The sequence below is a fragment of the Bradyrhizobium manausense genome, assembly GCF_018130615.1.
In the GTDB taxonomy this organism is placed as follows: Bacteria; Pseudomonadota; Alphaproteobacteria; order Rhizobiales; family Xanthobacteraceae; genus Bradyrhizobium; species Bradyrhizobium manausense_A.
On sequence record NZ_JAFCKB010000005.1, the window covers coordinates 241,348 to 257,480 of the forward strand.

The 16,133-nt window shown below is 63.2% G+C and carries 13 protein-coding genes and 1 pseudogene; 12 read left to right on the forward strand and 2 right to left on the reverse strand.

From position 1 onward, the window contains the following. Window positions 1-62 precede the first annotated feature (62 nt). From JQ587_RS12400 to JQ587_RS12415, 4 genes are all read left to right on the forward strand, one after another. A complete protein-coding gene (locus JQ587_RS12400) occupies window positions 63-1,694 on the forward strand; it encodes a 3-(methylthio)propionyl-CoA ligase (RefSeq protein ID WP_349629497.1) in 1,632 nt (543 codons plus the stop codon). Between the two features lie 69 nt (window positions 1,695-1,763). Beyond that, window positions 1,764-2,858 carry an acyl-CoA dehydrogenase family protein gene (locus JQ587_RS12405; protein WP_283815623.1) on the forward strand — a complete coding sequence of 365 codons (1,095 nt, stop codon included), beginning with the start codon at window positions 1,764-1,766 and terminating at the stop codon, window positions 2,856-2,858. Next, window positions 2,851-3,627, forward strand: a complete 777-nt coding sequence (locus tag JQ587_RS12410; RefSeq protein WP_212298738.1) for an enoyl-CoA hydratase/isomerase family protein — start codon at window positions 2,851-2,853, stop codon at window positions 3,625-3,627. Before JQ587_RS12405 ends, JQ587_RS12410 begins: the two co-directional genes overlap by 8 nt. Beyond that, window positions 3,627-4,784, forward strand: a complete 1,158-nt coding sequence (locus tag JQ587_RS12415) for an acyl-CoA dehydrogenase family protein (RefSeq protein ID WP_212298737.1) — start codon at window positions 3,627-3,629, stop codon at window positions 4,782-4,784. Before JQ587_RS12410 ends, JQ587_RS12415 begins: the two co-directional genes overlap by 1 nt. A gap of 8 nt (window positions 4,785-4,792) precedes the next feature. Here JQ587_RS12415 and JQ587_RS12420 read toward each other — a convergent pair whose 3' ends face one another. Continuing rightward, window positions 4,793-5,557 carry an IclR family transcriptional regulator gene (locus JQ587_RS12420; protein WP_212425468.1) on the reverse strand — a complete coding sequence of 255 codons (765 nt, stop codon included), beginning with the start codon at window positions 5,555-5,557 and terminating at the stop codon, window positions 4,793-4,795. A gap of 193 nt (window positions 5,558-5,750) precedes the next feature. On the opposite strand from JQ587_RS12420, the gene JQ587_RS12425 reads away from it, so the two are divergent. The 8 genes and pseudogenes from JQ587_RS12425 (at window position 5,751) to JQ587_RS12455 (ending at window position 15,010) form a co-directional block, all read left to right on the forward strand. Beyond that, window positions 5,751-6,512, forward strand: coding sequence for an SDR family NAD(P)-dependent oxidoreductase (locus JQ587_RS12425; RefSeq protein WP_212298735.1), 762 nt, complete (start codon window positions 5,751-5,753; stop codon window positions 6,510-6,512). 79 nt (window positions 6,513-6,591) lie between these two features. Then, window positions 6,592-7,821: an ABC transporter substrate-binding protein gene (locus JQ587_RS12430; RefSeq protein ID WP_249154279.1), complete on the forward strand. Its 1,230-nt coding sequence runs from the start codon at window positions 6,592-6,594 to the stop codon at window positions 7,819-7,821. Window positions 7,822-7,917: 96 nt separating this feature from the next. Beyond that, window positions 7,918-8,805, forward strand: a complete 888-nt coding sequence (locus tag JQ587_RS12435) for an SMP-30/gluconolactonase/LRE family protein (RefSeq protein ID WP_212425469.1) — start codon at window positions 7,918-7,920, stop codon at window positions 8,803-8,805. 11 nt (window positions 8,806-8,816) lie between these two features. Further along, window positions 8,817-9,221: pseudogene (locus tag JQ587_RS37165) on the forward strand (CoA-binding protein); the annotation flags it as partial. A 9-nt stretch (window positions 9,222-9,230) separates the two neighbouring features. Then, on the forward strand, window positions 9,231-10,937 hold the full coding sequence (locus tag JQ587_RS12440) for an acetate--CoA ligase family protein (protein WP_249154280.1): 1,707 nt from the start codon (window positions 9,231-9,233) through the stop codon (window positions 10,935-10,937). A 13-nt stretch (window positions 10,938-10,950) separates the two neighbouring features. Beyond that, the gene (locus JQ587_RS12445; RefSeq protein WP_249148948.1) at window positions 10,951-11,490 is read left to right on the forward strand and encodes a nuclear transport factor 2 family protein; all 540 of its coding nucleotides are present in this window, start codon (window positions 10,951-10,953) and stop codon (window positions 11,488-11,490) included. Window positions 11,491-11,532: 42 nt separating this feature from the next. Continuing rightward, the gene (locus JQ587_RS12450; RefSeq protein WP_212425471.1) at window positions 11,533-13,113 is read left to right on the forward strand and encodes an SDR family oxidoreductase; all 1,581 of its coding nucleotides are present in this window, start codon (window positions 11,533-11,535) and stop codon (window positions 13,111-13,113) included. A gap of 262 nt (window positions 13,114-13,375) precedes the next feature. Next, window positions 13,376-15,010, forward strand: a complete 1,635-nt coding sequence (locus tag JQ587_RS12455; protein ID WP_212425472.1) for a flavin-containing monooxygenase — start codon at window positions 13,376-13,378, stop codon at window positions 15,008-15,010. Window positions 15,011-15,140: 130 nt separating this feature from the next. Here the strand turns inward: JQ587_RS12455 and JQ587_RS12460 are convergent, their stop codons facing one another. Next, window positions 15,141-16,133 (reverse strand): LacI family DNA-binding transcriptional regulator, encoded by a 993-nt coding sequence (locus JQ587_RS12460; RefSeq protein WP_212298730.1) that lies wholly within the window; start codon window positions 16,131-16,133, stop codon window positions 15,141-15,143.

A 16,133-nucleotide genomic window follows, 5' to 3' on the forward strand; every position in this document is an offset into this window, starting at 1 on the left:
CGTGGCGGCGAGCAAGATCAAACAAGGGCTGCCTGCGCGCAAGAGCTACGGAGGAAGCACCGGTGTTTGGCTTGATGCAGGATCGGCCGCTACTGATTTCAAGTCTCATCGAGTATGCCGCTCGCTATCATCCCAAAGCGGAGATTGTCAGCAAGACCTGCGAGGGAACGCTTCATCGTAGCAACTATGCCGAGCTGCGGTCTCGTGCGGCGAAGCTCGCGAAGGCGCTGATCAAGCTCGGCATCAAGCCGGGCGATCGCGTTGCGACGCTCGCGTGGAATACGCATCGTCACATGGAACTCTATTTCGCCGTGTCCGGCATTGGCGCGGTGTTGCACACCGTCAATCCGCGCCTGTTTCCTGAGCAGATCGACTACATCGTCAATCATGCTGAAAACAGGGTTCTGCTGTTCGACATCACCTTCGCCGACCTGGTTCGGAAGCTGCAGCCGAATCTCGTCACCGTCGAGAGCGTGGTGGCGATGACGGACAGCGCTCACCTGCCGTCCCAAGTTTCGGACTGCCTCTGTTACGAGGCGCTCATCGAAGCGGAGGACGACGTCCTGGCCTGGCCGATGTTCGACGAGCGCACCGCGTCGTCGCTCTGCTACACCTCCGGCACGACCGGTAACCCCAAGGGGGTGCTCTATAGCCATCGTTCGACCGTGCTGCATTCGTTTGTTGCTTGCGCCAACGACGGTCTCAAGCTGTCCAGCAGCGACAGCGTTCTTCTCGTCGTGCCACTGTTTCACGTGAACGCGTGGGGAATTCCCTATGCTGCCGCTATGTGCGGGGCCAAGATCGTGCTCCCCGGTCCGGCCCTGGACGGCAGGAGCATCTTTGATCTGGCGGCGCAGGAAAGCTGCAACTTCTCGCTCGGCGTGCCGACCGTGTGGTTGGGTTTCTTCAAGTACATCGAGGAAAACCCCGCGCTTGATCTCTCCGCAATCAAGCTCGATCGCGTGGTAGTCGGAGGGTCGGCCGCACCGCGCAGCATCATCGAGAAGTTCCGAGAAACGTTCGGTGCTTTCGTCATCCACGCCTGGGGCATGAGCGAGACGAGCCCACTGGGTTCGATTGGCAATTTACTGCCAGGTCATCGCGATCTGCCCGTCGCCGACCAGGTGTCTATCCAATGCAAGCAGGGGCGCGCCATCTATGGCGTCGAGCTCAGGATTGTCGGCGAGGACGGAAAGCCGCTTGCCCACGACGGCGCAAGTGCCGGCGACCTGAAAGTGCGTGGGCCCTGGGTTGCATCGGGCTATTTCAAGGGAGAGGGCGGCGCCGCCCTGGACGAGGCAGGCTGGTTTACAACCGGCGACGTCGCGACCATCGACCCCGACGGTTACATCCAGATCACCGACCGCTCGAAGGATGTCATCAAATCCGGGGGCGAATGGATTTCCTCGATCGACCTCGAGAACGTGGCGGTCGCCCATCCGGCCGTGCAGGAAGCGGCCGTCATCGGCCTGCCACATCCGAAATGGCAGGAGCGGCCGCTCCTGGTCGTGGTCCGCAAGCCGGATACCGATCCCGCGCGCGAGGACATCCTGGACTACATGTCCGGTCGCATCGCCAAATGGTGGCTGCCCGATGACGTCGTGTTCGTGAATGAGCTGCCGCATACCGCGACGGGAAAGTTGCAGAAGACCAAGCTGCGCGAATTGTTCAAGGACCATGCGTTGCCGACCTGATGTTGGCGCCGGCGGAAAGCAAAGACCATGCCCGAATTGATGCTCGATGATCCCGACGGTACACTTGTCATGCTGCGCGACAGCGTCGCGGGCTTTGCGGAGCGCTTTCCGGGCGCCAAGGCAATGCGCGAGAAGCGCGGGCTGGGCGGCGCGACGGACCCGCTGATCTGGTCAGCGATGGCGGAGGCTGGCTGGATCGGGCTGTTGTTGCCGGAGGAATGCGGCGGCGCGGGGCTCGGCTTGCGCGAGCAGGCCGTTCTCAGCGAGGCACTTGGACGGGCCCTGGTGTCCGAGCCGATTGGCTCGGCATCCGTCTTCGCTGCAACGCTGATTGGCGGAGCCACGCCGGGCGCCGAACGCAGTCGTCTGGCCGCCGGAATCGTGAGCGGCGACGTCGTCGCCGTGCCGGCCTGGATATCTGGTGCAAAGCCGCTCGTCGTGCATGCCGTCAGCGACAATCTCGCACTATCAGGCGAAGCGCGCTTCGTCGATGCGGCGCGTGTGGCAACGGACTTCCTTGTGGTCGCGCAGGACGCCCAGGGCGGCATGCTGCTGAGCGTTCCTGCCGACTTGGACGGTATGACCATGTCGGAGCGCGCCGGTATTGATGGCGGTGCCATTGCGACCGTCTCGTTTTCCGATTGCAAGGTGCCGACGGATCGCGTGCTGTCACGTGCAAACAGCTCCGAGGATCTGCTCCGTCAAGCCATTCTGCATACGCGGCTGGCGCTTGCGGCCGAGCTGTCCGGGCTGGCCTCAAAAGCGCTCGAGCTCACGATCGCCTATACCAGCGACCGCGTGCAGTTCGGCAAGCCGATCGCCAGCTTCCAGGCGATCCAGCACCGGCTGGTCGACATGTGGATCGAGGCGGATTTGGCCGCCGCCGCGGTAGGCAATGCGGTGGAAGCCCTCCAGTCGGATGACAGCGAGGCCGCGCAGCTTGCCGTGTTGGCGGCCAAGGCACGGGCTGGAGATGCTGCCTTCTCGATCTGTCGGCGCGCGGTGCATCTGCACGGGGCCATGGGCTACACCGACGAGTGCGACGTCGGGCTCTATCTGAAACGCGCGATCAATCTCAATGCCATGCTGGGCCAGCCTGAACAACTGCGCCTGGAATTCGTCGAACGCGAAAGCGGCGTCGGCCGCGGGAGGACCTATGGATAACAATCTGATCAAGACCGAAATCAGCAATCACATCGCCGTCGTGACGATGGATGCGCCGCCGGTGAACGCGCAATCCAAGGAATTTGTCGAGGAGTTTATCTCGACCTTCGATGAGCTGAACGAGACGCCGACGGTCAAGGTGATCGTGCTGACGGGGGCCGGCAAGACCTTCTCCGCCGGTGCGGACATCAAGTCGCGCGGCAAGGTCGGGGCGGTGCCGGGCGACACTTATCGCCATCTGCGCCGGGCGCGCGAGGTTGGTTTCTGCATCGTCGAATGCAACAAGCCGGTGATCGCAGCGGTGAACGGACCCGCGCTTGGGGCAGGCCTTGGCCTCGCGCTCTGCTCGGACATCATCCTGGCTTCCGAGAACGCGGTGTTCGGTCTTCCGGAAATTGACGTCGGGCTGATGGGCGGAGTTCGACATACGATGCGGATTATCCCCCACACGCTTGCGCGCCGGATGGTGCTGACGGGCTACCGCGTGCCGGCGGCGGAGCTCTATCGCCGCGGCATCATCGAGGACTGCGTGCCTCGCGAAGAACTGATGCCCGCGGCCATGAAGATGGCGGCGGAGATCGCCAAGAAGAGCCCGATGGCGTTGAAGCTCGCCAAGCGTGCGATCAATACGGTCGAGACGATGGGCTTGAAGGACGGCTATCGCTTCGAGCAGAACCTGACCGTGGAGATGACCCAGCACGAGGACTCCAAGGAAGCGATGCGAGCCTTCATGGAGAAGCGCGATCCCGTCTTCAAGGATGCCGTTTGATGGCATCCGACTGGAACGACATTCCCGACGAGGAGTTCAGGTCGACCTTTCGCGAATGGGTCGACCAGAACTGCCCGGCGCAGCTGCGCTATATGCGCAAGCAGCGTCCGCTCTTCAACGAGGTCGCCGAGTGGTATCATGCGCTGGCTGCCAAGGGTTGGCTCGCGCCAACCTGGCCGCGGCAATATGGCGGCATGGGTCTCTCGGCCGCCAAACACATGATCTATGTCGAGGAATGGGGGCGGCTAGGCTGCCCGCGCATCCCTGATCATGGGATTGGGCTGGTCGGGCCGCTGCTCATCCAGCACGGGACCGAGGAGCAAAAGGCTCATTATCTGCCGCGCATCCTATCGGGTGAACACGTCTGGTGCCAGGGCTATTCCGAACCGAATGCGGGATCGGACCTCGCAAGCCTGACAACGTCGGCTGTGCTGGACGGCGACGAGTTCGTCGTCAATGGCCAGAAGATCTGGACGACGCTTGCCCACTGCGCCAACTGGATCTTCGTCCTGGTCCGCACCGAGCGTGACGCGAAGGTGCGACAGAAGGGCATCACTGTTCTGCTGCTCGACCTGACCTCGCCCGGCGTGCGGGTCAGGCCGATCGAGAACCTGCGTGGCGAAGCGGATTTCTGCGAAGTCTTCTTCGACCAAGTGCGCGTTCCGATGAAGAATCTCGTCGGCAAGGTCAACGAAGGCTGGACCGTCGCCAAGTCCGTGCTCGGCCACGAACGGATCTTCCTGGGTGCGCCGACGCGGCCGGAATATGCGATTGCTCGCCTGCAGCGGTTGGCCGACGCGCGCGGAGCGTTCGAGGATCCTGCGTTTGTGTCGCGCTTCGCGCGGCTGCGGCTCGACCTGTACGATCTCGGCTCCGCTTTCGAGCGTTATGCCAAGGTCCTCCGGGCCGGTGGGGAGCTCGGAGCCGACGTCTCGGCTCTCAAGGTGTTCACAACCGAACTCTACCAGCGGATCACCGAGGAAATGCTCGCCGTTGCCGGAGAGGAGGCGCGATTTGCTGACGATCTCGCCGCAGGTGACGTCGAGATCGACGCGATGAATCTCTTCCTCGACTCCCGTTCGCCCGCGATTTTCGGTGGTTCTAACGAAATCCAGCGCAACATTCTTGCCAAGGCGGTGTTGCAGCTTCCGGGCTGAGCACCGTGTCAGGTGTCGGTGCCGACTGGCCGATCGGTGCCGTCGTCTGCCTTGAGCGACCGCGCAGCGCGCTGCAGCACAGCAAGATAGCGGCTGGAATTCTGGCGGATGCGCTCTGCAGCGCCGCCAAGCCCCAGGACTGCGGGCTGGTTCTGGATCAGCACGGGGAGCAGGACGCAGATCGTGGCTCCGCCGAGGATGGGTATGTTCTCGGTCGAGCAATAGCTCTTGCCGCGGAGCTGGCGTATGCGATCCATCATGTCGGGTAGCTTCACGCGATCCGATGCGTTGGGCGTGGCAATGTTCGCGCGCCGAATGATGTTGTCGACTTTCTCGTCCGACATGGTCGACATCAGCAACCAGCCGAGCGCCGATTGAGTTAGCGGCCGGAGCGTTCCCTCATCGACGTGGAAACGAAGAGGATGAACCGACTGGATGATCTTGACGTATTGCAGATAGACGTCGTTGGTCGTGCCGATGGAAACCGTCTCACCGGTCGCGGCATGGACGTCATGCATCGCCTCGAGCGCCCGGCTGTTGCCGAACAGGGCTCGCGGAATCCAGTCACCGAGCGTCGTCACCTTTGGCGTTGGAAAATACACGCGCATGCGCCGGTCGTAGTTCAGGTAACCCATGGTGACGAGGGTCTTGAGCAGGACAGTCGTGCTCGATGGCGGATATCCGAGTGCGAGCCCGATTTCCGACATCGCGCGCGGCTGTCGAACATTCATGAAGTACTGAAGGATTTCCAGCGCACGAAGCGCTGATTTCACGGTTGATGGTCTGCCCGGTATCGCTGCGGATTTCGGCACCGTCGCCCGCATGACTTGCGTTCCTCGCCCCGTTCGTAAATTCACGAATGTGAAATTCCGCGTCTCGCATGAATTATATTTGGTTTGCGCCAACTGCACATGACAAGGTGCCTTCAGTCAAGGCCAACAGAGACTGGCCGCGGTGGAGGGCGTCTTGGAAGGCGGCAGGTTGAAGGGGCGGGTGGCGCTCGTCACGGGCGGAGGCGGTGGTATCGGCCGCGCTATCGCGGAAGCTTTTGCCGGCGAGGGCGCGGCGGTCGGAGTGCTTGACCTGAAGGCGGAGGTGGCGGAAGCCGCGGCGCGCGACATCGTCGCGGCTGGCGGTCGGGCGCTGGCGATCGTCGGCAATGCGGGAGCGCGAGCCGACGTCTTTGCTGCGGTCGACCGCCTTGTTTCGGCCTTCGGGCCGCCCACCATTCTGGTGAACAACGCAATGTGGAATCGGTACGGTCCGCTCGAGCAGCAGACCGAGGACATGATCAGCCGGATGATCGATGTCGGCCTGAAGGGCGTGATCTGGGGCTATCAGGCGGTGCTGGAGCCAATGACGGCAGCCGGCGGCGGAGCGATCGTGAATATCGGATCGCCATCGGCGGTGCTCGCGATGGCGAATGGCGTGATGTACAGCGCGGTGAAGGCCGCTGTGGCGGGCGCAACGCGCTCCGCGGCGGCTGAGTTTGGGCCGCGTAGGATTCGTGTCAATGCTATCGCGCCGGGGCCGACGCGGACGGATGGCGCGAACCGCGTCGTCAGCGCGGAGGCATGGGAGCGACGTCGCGCGCGCGTCCCGATCGGCCGTCTCGGTGAGCCGCGGGACGTAGCGAATGCGGCCGTATTTCTTGCAAGCGACGAAGCGAGCTTCATCACCGGCGACATGCTGTTCGTCGACGGAGGGATTACCTACGCGTTTTCTTGAGCGCGCAATGACTGATTTTGTCCGCCCGCCACAACAAAAACATGGGCGAAACCCGCGGACCATGGGGAGGAAGAAGCAAATGAGACTATCGGCTGCCTTTGTCGCCGCTATGGCGATCTTCTCGAGTGCAATATCGATCGCCGCAGCACCGGTCATGGCACAGGGAATTTCCGGGGACGTCATCAAGATCGGCGTCATGAACGACCAGACTGGTCCCTATTCCGACAATTGCGGACCAGGTTCGGTTGCAGCCGCGCGGCTTGCCGTCAGCGACTTTGGCGGCGCCATTGGTGGCAAGAAGATCGAGCTCGTCGTGGCCGACGACCAGAACAAGCCGGATATTGGTGTTTCCATAGCGTTGCGCTGGCTCGATAACGAGGGCGTGGATGCGATTGTCGGCTGCTCGGCATCTTCGATCGCGCTCGGCGTGCAAGACGTCATGAAGAATAGGAAGAAGCCATATCTTCTGGCGGGAACGGCGGCTTCGGTCTTCACCAACGAGAAATGCTCGCCGATGACGACGCAATGGGCGATGGACACTTATGCGCTGCCGAAGGCGACGGTGAAGTCGCTCCTGGCGCGAGGGCTCGACACCTGGTTCTTCGTCACCGTCGACTATTCGTTCGGCAAGGCCTGGCAGGCCGATACAACCAAATTCATCACGGCCGATGGTGGCAAGGTCGTAGGTTCGGTACTGCATCCGCTCAATTCGCCGGATTTGTCCTCGTTCCTGCTCACTGCACAATCGAGCGGAGCGAAGGTCATTGCGTTGGCGAATTCCGGATCGGACTTTGCCAACGCCATGAAGCAGGCACAGGAATTCGGGCTGACGGAGAAGCAGCAGCTCGCACCATTGGGACTAATGATCAATCAGACGCATAGCATCGGCCTGCAGCCGCTGCAGAACGTGCGCCTGAGCACGCCTTTCTACTGGGACATGACGGACGAAACGCGGGCCTTCGCCAAGCGCTATCAGGCGGCATTCAGCGGCCGGATCCCGAACGAAGCGCAGGCGAGCACTTACAGCGCCGTGACACACTATCTCAAGGCGATCGCCGCGACGCAGACCGATGAAGGCGAGGCGGTGATGCGGCAGATGAAGGCCACGCCCGTCAATGATTTCGAAATGAAGAATGTCAGCATCCGCGCCGACGGCCAGGTGATGCGGCCGCTCTATGCCGCTCGCATCAAGACACCGGCTGAATCCAAATATCCCTACGACTACTATGAGATCACCGGGACTATTTCGGCCGATGATGCCTGGCGACCGGCGTCGGAAAGCGTCTGCGAACTCTTGAAGACGCAGTGAGTTCCGAGACGGGCCGGTGGGATAGCCCCCTTACCGTCCTCGCGTGCCCTTGGCGGCGGCGAGATGACGCGAGGTAAGCGCGACGGGAAACCCTTGATGGCGTTGCAGGTGAGCAGGGTGTCGACGACGGCCGCGCAGCTTGGCGAAAGTCCCCTCTGGGATGTTGCGCGGCAACGGCTCTACTGGGTTGACGGCGTGTCACGCCGGATCAGCTCTTATGAGCCCGAGCGCGGAACCGCGCGGCACTGGGACGTGCCGTCCATGGTGGGCTCGGTTGGTCTTTGCGAGGATGACCATCTCGTCGTGGCGCTCGCAGACGGCATCTACCTGCTCGATCTCGATACCGGCGAACTAACGCCTCTTTTTCAGCCTGCTCCACTTGATCCACGCGTTCGCTTCAATGACGGCAAGGTCGATCGCTGGGGGCGGTTCGTTTGCGGTACCATGGGTGTTCATGCCGAGCCGCTGGGCCAGCTCTTCTGCTTCCACGCGGCCGCCCCGCCCAAGGCTCTCGCCCACAATATTCGTATCTCGAACGCGATTTGCTTCAGTCCTGATGGCCGAACCATGTACTTCGCGGACAGCCTTGATCGCGCGATCCGCGCCTACCGCTACGGACCGGGCGACGAGTTCGATCCGGAGCCACGGATTGTCATCGACACCGCGCCGTATCAGTCGGGGCCCGACGGCGCAACGGTCGACAGTGACGGCTGTCTTTGGGTCGCACTCGTGCAGGTCGGCAAGATCGCGCGGTTCACCCCACAAGGCAGGCTCGATCGGCTCATCGACGCGCCCACGGACCTGCCGTCATCCGTTGCCTTTGGCGGCCCGTCGCTGTCGACGCTCTACGTGACGTCGATCAGGGATTCAGGATCGGGACGCGCCGTGTCGCAACATCCGGACGGCGGCTTCCTATTTGCGATCGACGGCCTAGGCGTCACCGGCTTGGCGGAAGCACAATTCGAACTCCATTCTTCCAGTTGAGATTCACCTTGATGCGTCATCACCCAGCCTCGCTCGATCCATTGTTCAAGCCGCGATCCGTTGCCCTGATTGGCGCATCGGACGATGTTGCGCGCATCGGCGGGCGTCCTCTGCGCTATCTCCGCGAAGGCGGCTTCAAGGGGGCGGTCTACCCGATCAATCCGAAGCGAGATACCGTCCAGGGCGCCAGGTCCTACCAATCGGTTGCTTCGTTGCCCGAAACGCCTGACGTCGCCATTCTGGCGGTGCCCGCGCAAGGCACCGTGCAAGCGCTCAGGGACTGCGCGGATCGCAAGGTCAAGGCCGCCGTGGTGTTTTCGGCCGGCTTTGCCGAAGCAGGCGAACAGGGACGCCGCGTGCAGGACCAGATCGCGGGCATTGCGCGCGAGAGCGGCATGCGCGTACTCGGCCCGAATTGCCTTGGCTTGTTCAACGCCGAGATAGGCTATTACGGGACATTCTCCGCAATTCTGGATGCCGCGTTCGTGGAGCCTGGTTCGATCGCGGTTGTCTCGCAAAGTGGGGCGTATGGCTCCCATATCGCTCATTTGGCGCGACAGCGCGGCCTTGGCATTGGACAGTGGATTACCACTGGAAACGAGTGCGACATCGATGTCGCCGAGGCGCTACGCTGGGTCATCGACCAGCCAGACGTCAAGGTCGTGATGGCCTATGCGGAAGGCATCCGCGATCGCGATACGTTCATCGAAGCGCTGGAGGTGGCGCGGGCCAGGGAAAAGGCCGTCGTTTTCCTGAAGGTCGGCCGTTCCGACGTCGGCGCTCAGGCGGTGAGCTCGCACACCGCGGCGCTGGCGGGATCCGATGCCGTGTTCGACGCCGTGCTCCGGCAATTCGGCGCCTATCGCGCGCGCACCACGGCCGAGCATCTTGATGTCGCGTATGCCTGCGCGCGTGGGCTTTATCCGGTCGGCAACAGGTTCGGCATCTTCACCCTCTCCGGTGGCTTCGGCATTCAGATGGCAGACGACGCTTCCGCCTGTGGACTCGACGTTGCGCCGATGCCTGACGCCGCGCAGGAAGAACTGAAGGCGATGCTACCATACGCATCGCCGCGCAATCCGGTGGATGCGACCGCGCAGGCTTTGACCGACCTGCCGCTGATGACGAGCTACATTGCTGCGATGCTGGAGAAGGGCGGTTATGACCTTTTCGCTGGCATTTTCGGCAGCGGACCGGCCAGCCCCACTTTCTCCGCCTCGCTGCGCAAGGCGTTGCGCGAGGCGACGGCCGGACATCAGGGGCGGATTCTGGCGCTGTCCATGTCGGCGCCTCCAGAGATCGTTCGCTCTTACGAGGCCGACGGCTTCCTGATCTTCGAGGATGGTTCGGCGCTGGCGAACGCCCTGGCGGCGCTGGTCTGGTTTCGCCGCAGCTTCGACGTAGCGAAGCAGGCGCGCAAAGAGGCGCTCTCCACGACGCGCATCGCACCGCCAGATGGCGTGCTCAGCGAGCATGAGGCCAAGGCATTGCTGCGCGCCGCCGGCATTGTCTTTCCCGAGGAGGTGCTGGTGCGGTCAGACGAGGATGTCGGCGCAGCTGCGGCTGCCATCGGCTTTCCGGTGGTGGTGAAGGTCTGCTCACCTGATATCCCGCACAAGACCGAGATCGGCGGAGTGATCGTCGGCTCGCGCAGCGAAGCCGAGGCTCGCGACGCCGCCCGCACCATTCTATCCCGTGCACATGAGAAACGGCCGGATGCGCGGACCGATGGTGTCATTGTTTCCCGGATGATCACGGGTGGCGTGGAGACCATCGTCGGCGTTGTGCAGGACGCGACGTTCGGTCCGGTGGTCATGTTCGGGCTCGGCGGCATTTTCGTGGAGGTGCTGAAGGATGTGACCTTCCGGGCCGCGCCGTTTGATGCCACAGAGGCCGAGCGGATGATCCGTGAGATCCGCGGCTTTGCCGTGCTGGAAGGCGTGCGCGGAGCACCGCCTGCTGACATCGATGCGCTGGCAGCGATGCTGTCGAGGCTTTCGCAATTCGCCGCTGACAATGCCGACGTGATCGAAAGCATCGACTTGAATCCGGTCCTTGTGATGCCTCGCGGCGAAGGCGTGTTGCCGCTCGACGCGCTGCTGGTCGCGAGCCGGTCAGCGGCGGATCATTGAGGAGGGAAGCCATATGGCGATCAATGAAGCAAGGCTGACCGAGCTCCTGGACCGGGAGGCGATCCGCGATTGCATCTACCGGTACTGCCGCGGTGTCGACCGGGCTGACGAAGCGACGCTGCGCAGCTCCTATTGGCCCGATGCCACCGATCGGCACGGTATCTATTCCGGGCCGGTTGAGGGCTTCTTCCTCTGGGCGCGAGACGTGTTCACGAGCGGTGCGCGGAACATCCATCACGTCGGCAATATCCTGATCGAATTCGCCGGCCCGACGCGGGCCGCAGTCGAGTCCTATTTCCAGGCATTGCAGCGCGGGCCGGCCAAGGACGGCGTCGTCCGGCAGTTTTTCATTGCCGGACGCTATTGCGACCTCTTCGAGAAGCGTGGCACCGAGTGGCGCGTCGCCCGACGCATCGTGGCGTTCGACTGGGTCGAGGAGCAGGTGCCGCCGACCGAAAGCGAGGAGGTGCGCTTTGGGCCGCGCATGCCGATCGGCGCGCCGCTTCCCGACGATCCGATCCAGGAGATTCTGGCCGAGGCGCGCGGCGCGTAACGCTTGCGCCGGGGAGCGAGGAACGCGGCGAGGAGACGAGGAATGGAAAAGCCAAGGCGGGTGGTGGTCATTACGGGGGCGGCCGGAGGCGTCGGCCGAGCCTTGCTCGATACATTCCATCGAGACGGGGACGTGATTGTGGCCGTCGACCTGCCAGGCACCGATGTCGTCGCTATCACGGCCGCGCTGGGACCCGAGCACGCGGGATTCCTCTGCGACGTGGCGTCGGAAGAGCAGGTCGTCAGTCTGATCGCCGAGGTCGAGCAGCGATTTGGTCGCGTTGACGTGCTGATCAACAACGCGGCGCTCGGGCCGACCATGGCGGCGACGGTCGATACGGATGTCGGATCGTTTCGCCACGCGTTGAACGTCAACTTGCGCGGTCCCTTCGTGCTGGCCCGCGAAGCCGCAAAGCGTATGATCGGGCGGGGAGGCGTCATCGTCAACGTCGCATCGCTTGCCGGAGTGCTCGCCAATCCGAAGCGCAACGCCTACGCGGCCTCCAAGGCGGGTTTGATCTCGGCGACCCGTTCACTGGCCTGCGAATGGGCACAGCATGGCATTCGCGTCGCGGCGGTGGCGCCCGGATATATCCACACGCCCATGGTCGCGCAACTCGAGCGTTCCGGGACCGCGAACCTGGACCTGGTCCGGCGCCGCATTCCTCTGGGGCGCATGGGGCGGCCGGATGAAATCGCTGCTGCTGTGCACTTCCTGGCCTCGCCGGCGGCAGGCTATGTGACCGGTGCGGTCCTTGCCGTCGATGGCGGTTGGCAGTCTTTCAATCAGCCGGGCCATGCCCACCCGCCAGTCGTCGGAGCGCCGGCCGCAGAGCTAGCGCGGCCTGAGCAGGCACCGAAGGAGCGCGTCGTGGTCGTGACCGGCGGCGCCAACGGCATCGGAGAAGCAATCGTCCAACGATTCGCCATCGCGGGTGACATCGTCATCGTCGCGGACAAGGATGGTGATCGCGCCGCCGATCTGGTGCGCGGGCTCGGCACAAAGCACCTGGCCTACGCCCTCAACGTCTCCGTGGAGCAAGACGTGCTCGCGCTTTTCGATACGATCAAGCAGCGCTTTGGTCGGGTCGATGTCCTGGTCAATGATGCCGCGGTGGCCGATAGTTTCGTGCCGGCAGTTGCGCAGTCGGCCGCAGATTTCGACGAGATTCTCGAAGTGAACCTTGTCGGCGCATTTCTCTGCGCCCGCGAAGCGATCAAGCTGATGAGTGGCGGCGGCGTCGTTCTCAATCTCGGCTCGATCAACACGTTCTTGCCATTTGCGCCTCGCCACGCTTATGGCGCCTCGAAGGCGGCCATCGACATGCTGACGCGATGCATGGCGGCCGAACTCGGTCCCAACGGCGTACGTACCGCGACCATCGCGCCGGGCTATATCCGCACGCCGGGCGTCGCCGCTCTGGAAGCGCAAGGTCGCATCGACGGCGCAGCGATTCGGCGCCGCGTCCCGCTTGGCCGCTTTGGCGAGCCGATGGAGGTCGCTGATGCTGCCTATTTCCTGGCCTCGCCGGAGGCGTCCTACATCAACGGGTCGATCCTTTATGTCGACGGTGGCTGGACGTCGTTCGGAAACGCCGGCGATGCGAGCTCTGCGAACGTTTGATGGAAGGTCCGTATGCAACGATTGCTGAAGCCATTGGGCAGGGCGTGATCTTTCGCGCCTCGTACGGGCTTCGTGACGTTCTTGGTCTCTTTCATAGATGTGAAATTGAAGCCACGCGCCGTCAAAGCGGTAGTGGTGCTGCAGAACTCATGAGATGGTTTTTGACGCGAGGCTGCGGCCCAACGCAGGCGGTTTCGCATGCGGCACATCGTCAAGCGCCGCTCCAACCCACGTCAACGACGCAAGCGAGGAAATGCCCGAGATGAGCAGCTCTGAGATGGGTGCACAACGCCTGGACATGGTCGTCGTGGGCGCCGGTTTCGGCGGGTTGTACGCCGTGTATAAATTCCGGGAGATGGGCCTCAAGCTCGCTGCGTTCGAGGCGGGCGGCGATGTCGGGGGCGTGTGGTATTGGAATCGCTATCCCGGCGCGCGGGTCGACCTGCCGAGCATTGATTACAGCTATTCGTTTTCCTCCGAGATCGAGCAGGAATGGACCTGGTCGGAGGAGTTCGCGTCCCAGCCCGAACTTCTCGCCTACTTCAATTTCGTGGCCGACCGGCTCGATCTTCGCAAGCACTACAAGTTCAATACGCGCGTCGCCAGCGCCGTTTGGGACGAGACGCGCAGGCTCTGGAGGGTGACGACCGATCGCGGCGAGACGGTCGAGGCGACTTATTGCGTGATGGCTACAGGCCCGCTCTCAGTCCCTATGGATCCCCAGATTCCGGGCATCGCGCGCTACAAGGGCGAGCTGCTGCGTGCCGGCAAGTGGCCGCACCATCCGGTCAGCTTCGCCGGCAAGCGGGTCGGGGTGATCGGCACGGGGTCGAGCGGCATCCAGATCGTGCAGGAGGTCGGTCGGAAGGCCGGAGAGCTCTTCGTCTTTCAGCGTACGCCAAGCTTCACCATGCCGATGCGCAACCAGAAGCTGGAGCCGGACTACGTTGCTGAGGTCAAGCGCAACTATGCAGGCCTTCGAGAGACCGCGCGCAACAGTCCGAACGGTGGTGTACGCCCGTGGACCACCCGCGCTTTCTTCAGCGTGACGCCGGCTCGACGACGCGAGCTCCTGGAGGATGCCTGGAAGCTCGGCGGCCTTGCAATGCTCGGGACTTTCACCGATCTGCTGAGCAACGAAGAGGCCAACGAGCATGTCGCCGAATTCGTGCGCGGCAAGGTCGACGAGGTTGTCAAGGATCCAGTCACTGCGGAGAAGCTCAAGCCGCGCGGTTATCCTATTTTTGCCCGCCGGCCGTGCCTCGACACCGAATATTACGAGACGTTCAATCTGCCCAATGTCCATCTGATGGACTGCACCACCGATCCGATTCTCGAGATCACGGAGAAGGGCGTGCGAACCGAATCGGGAGAGACCGAGCTCGACATGCTGATCCTCGCGACGGGCTATGACGGGCTTACCGGTGCGCTGACCGCATTCGACATCGTCGGCCGCCACGGCGGCAAGGTGAGCGACAAGTGGAAGCACGGCGCGCGTTCCTATCTCGGCCTGATGATGGAAGGGTTCCCGAACCTGTTCATGACGACGGGGCCGAACGGGCCGGCGGCGCTCGCCAATATCGTCAGGATCAGCGAGAACGACGTCGACTGGATCGCGAGCCTAATCACGCATATGGACGATCACGGCCTAGCGACCGTGGAGCCGACCAAAGCGGTGGAAGACGGCTGGATGGAGCTCGTCGCAAGGACCGCGCAGCATTCGCTCCTCAACAAGGCGAAGACCTGGTACCTCGGCGCCAACGTCAAGGACAAGCCTCTTGGGCTCACGCTCTTCACGGGCGGATTTCCAAGGTACCGGGAGTATTGCGCCGCTGCCGCCCGGGCGGGGTATCGTGACTTCGCCTTCGAGCGCGAGCGGATCCCGGTGACCACTTGACGATTGCGTTTCGATCTCCGGATTGACATCGCCATTGCTGCGATTGCCGGTCACGCGGGGCTGTGATTGCCTGGCGCCGGTGCCGGCAGCTCGAGGCGCGCAACATTGTCCCGCCGTGTCCAAAGCGCTTTCATGCGACGCTGTGCGGCATGATGCGCTCCGCATTGCCGCCGCCGCGCCAAACTTGATCCAGTAGCTCCACGATCGGCTGGCCAAATTCCTCGTACATGATTTCGATGGACCGCAGCCACGGCGCGATCCAACGATTAAGGGGATTGCCGTCGATGCCGACGAGCATGCAGCGTTCCGGGATGACGACGTCGCTCTCGCGGGCAAAGCGATAGGCGCCGTAAGCGATTTGGTCGCTGACGCACATCAGCCCCTCAGGCCAGCCGTCGCGCGCTGTGAGCCGCTGTACGGCTTCATATCCGATTTCGAGATGAGAACGGCCAGTGGCCTCGGCCTTGTAGACGTCCTCGGTCCCAAGAGCGCGCAGGCGGTCGCAGAATCCCTTCAGGCGATCCCGCGTCACGGAGGATCCTTGGGCGGGCGTCAGCACGCCGCAGCGTCGTAATCCCGCTGACCACAGCATGTCGGCGGCGTCGGCGCCGGCCTTGATATTGTCGATGCCGACGAAGGCGCCCCGCCCGGAGGGTGGGCGGCGGTTCACGAAGACGATTGGCGCGCCGTCAGCGACGAAGTCCTTCAGCACTGGGCTCGGCACGCTGGCGACCATGATATAGCCGCGCACCACCTGCGAACGCATCGCGTTGAGATATTCGTCCTGCAGGTCGGGGCGATCGTGGGTGTCACAGAGAATCATCACGTAACCGGCGGCGCGCAGCGCGGCTTCGGTGGAGGCGGCAATGGCGGCCATCACGGGATTCTCCAGGTTGGGGGCGAGCATCGCGACGAGGCGGCTTTCTCGCCGGCGCAGTGTCCGGCCGGCGTGGTTGGGCTGGTAGCCGACGACGGCTATGGCCTTGCGGACGCGCGCGATGGTCTCGGCCGAGGCCCGGCGCGTTTCGCCGTTGACGATGCGCGACACCGTGGCGATCGAGACTCCGGCGGCTGCGGCAACGGTCGCGAGCGAGGCTGGGGTGGAGCGTTGCTTGCGTGTCAT

What these genes read in the sequence shown, in the direction of transcription:
- JQ587_RS12410 (WP_212298738.1), top strand. Translation starts at nt 2,851, where the DNA reads ATGGATAACAATCTGATCAAGACCGAAATCAGCAATCACATCGCCGTC.
- JQ587_RS12435 (WP_212425469.1), top strand. Translation starts at nt 7,918, where the DNA reads ATGGCGTTGCAGGTGAGCAGGGTGTCGACGACGGCCGCGCAGCTTGGC.
- JQ587_RS12405 (WP_283815623.1), top strand. Translation starts at nt 1,764, where the DNA reads ATGCTGCGCGACAGCGTCGCGGGCTTTGCGGAGCGCTTTCCGGGCGCC.
- JQ587_RS12450 (WP_212425471.1), top strand. Translation starts at nt 11,533, where the DNA reads ATGGAAAAGCCAAGGCGGGTGGTGGTCATTACGGGGGCGGCCGGAGGC.
- JQ587_RS12445 (WP_249148948.1), top strand. Translation starts at nt 10,951, where the DNA reads ATGGCGATCAATGAAGCAAGGCTGACCGAGCTCCTGGACCGGGAGGCG.
- JQ587_RS12460 (WP_212298730.1), bottom strand. Translation starts at nt 16,133, where the DNA reads ATGACACGCAAGCAACGCTCCACCCCAGCCTCGCTCGCGACCGTTGCC.
- JQ587_RS12415 (WP_212298737.1), top strand. Translation starts at nt 3,627, where the DNA reads ATGGCATCCGACTGGAACGACATTCCCGACGAGGAGTTCAGGTCGACC.
- JQ587_RS12430 (WP_249154279.1), top strand. Translation starts at nt 6,592, where the DNA reads ATGAGACTATCGGCTGCCTTTGTCGCCGCTATGGCGATCTTCTCGAGT.
- JQ587_RS12455 (WP_212425472.1), top strand. Translation starts at nt 13,376, where the DNA reads ATGAGCAGCTCTGAGATGGGTGCACAACGCCTGGACATGGTCGTCGTG.